This is a genomic window from Microbispora bryophytorum (genome assembly GCF_006874465.1).
In the GTDB taxonomy this organism is placed as follows: Bacteria; Actinomycetota; Actinomycetes; order Streptosporangiales; family Streptosporangiaceae; genus Microbispora; species Microbispora bryophytorum.
In genome coordinates this window covers 1-1,325 of the sequence record NZ_VIRL01000058.1, presented here as the reverse complement: position 1 = coordinate 1,325, position 1,325 = coordinate 1, and the positions used below count along the sequence as shown (strand labels likewise).

Genomic DNA, 1,325 nt, shown 5'->3' with positions numbered 1-1,325 from the left:
CTGACAGAGATGATGTAGGTGAGCACCTCCCGGCAGGGTCTGACTCAAACTCTGACTGACTTCGGGTCTTCAACGGGATGTGTCGGCCTTGGCCGGGAGATGCTCGTGTGCACTCACCGGACGTGGCGGTGTGACTTCATAGGAGCCTGGCCAGAGGCCCCATCTCTGTCTTGTCCGCGTTGCCCGGCTGGTGCGTGCCGCCCTGCCCCCGGTCAAGACGACAGGACGACGATGGCTTCCATTACACCCCAACAGCAGCAGGACTTCGAAGTGGCCGGTGGAGTCGACACCCACCAAGACACCCACACCGCGGCCGTGATCGATCCGATCGGCCGGGTGCTGGGCACCGAGCAGTTCCCCGCCGATCCCGCCGGGTACGCGGCCTTGCTCGCATGGATGCGTTCCTTTGGACCTCTCCAGCGGGTCGGGGTCGAGGGCACCGGCGTCTACGGGGCCGGGCTGGCCCGCTTGCTCCGCGACCAGGGCGTATGCGTCATTGAAGTCGATCGGCCCGACCGCAAGACCCGCCGGTTCCAGGGCAAGTCCGACCCGATCGACGCTATCAGCGCCGCCAAGACCGCCCTGGCCGGAGAGCGAACCGGCACCCCCAAGCAACGCGACGGCCGGATCGAAGCCGTGCGCAACCTGCGCGTGGCCCGCCGCTCGGCGGTCGACCAGCGCGCCGACGCGCAACGCCAGATCAAAGCTCTGATCGTCACCGCCCCCGACGACCTGCGCGAACGGCTACGCGGCCTGCCCGTCAAGCAACTGATCAGCATCTGCGCCGGCCTGCGGCCCGACCAGGCCGACACCGCCAGCCCGGCGACCGCGGCGAAAATCGCCTTACGCTCTTTGGCCCGCCGCCATCAGCGCCTCAGTGAAGAGATCGACGAACTGGACGCCCTCCTCGACCCCCTGGTGGCCGCGATCAACCCCCGCCTGGTCGCCGCCAACGGCGTCGGCACCGATGTCGCCGGCCAGCTCCTGGTCACCGCGGGGGAAAACCACGAGCGACTCACCTCCGAAGCCGCCTTCGCCATGCTCTGCGGCGCCGCTCCGATTCCCGCCTCTTCCGGCAAGACCACCCGGCACCGCCTCAACCGTGGCGGCGACCGCCAAGCCAACAAAGCCCTCTACCGCGTTGTCATCTGCCGTCTGCGCTGGGACCCACGCACCCGCGCCTACATGGCACGACGCACCAAAGACGGACTCTCCAAAAAAGAGATCATCCGCTGCCTCAAACGCTACGTCGCCCGCGAGCTCTACCGGATCATCACCACACCAAATGATCAAAAACTCGCAGCTTGACATCCATAGGAGCATCC

General features: G+C 66.9%; 1 protein-coding gene. It reads left to right on the top strand.

All coding sequences use genetic code 11. The annotated features are described in order from the left end of the window. Positions 1 to 240: 240 nt before the first annotated feature. Entirely contained in the window at positions 241 to 1,308 is a 1,068-nt protein-coding gene (locus FLX07_RS35765) for an IS110 family RNA-guided transposase (protein WP_191049487.1), read from the top strand. Positions 1,309 to 1,325 lie beyond the last annotated feature (17 nt).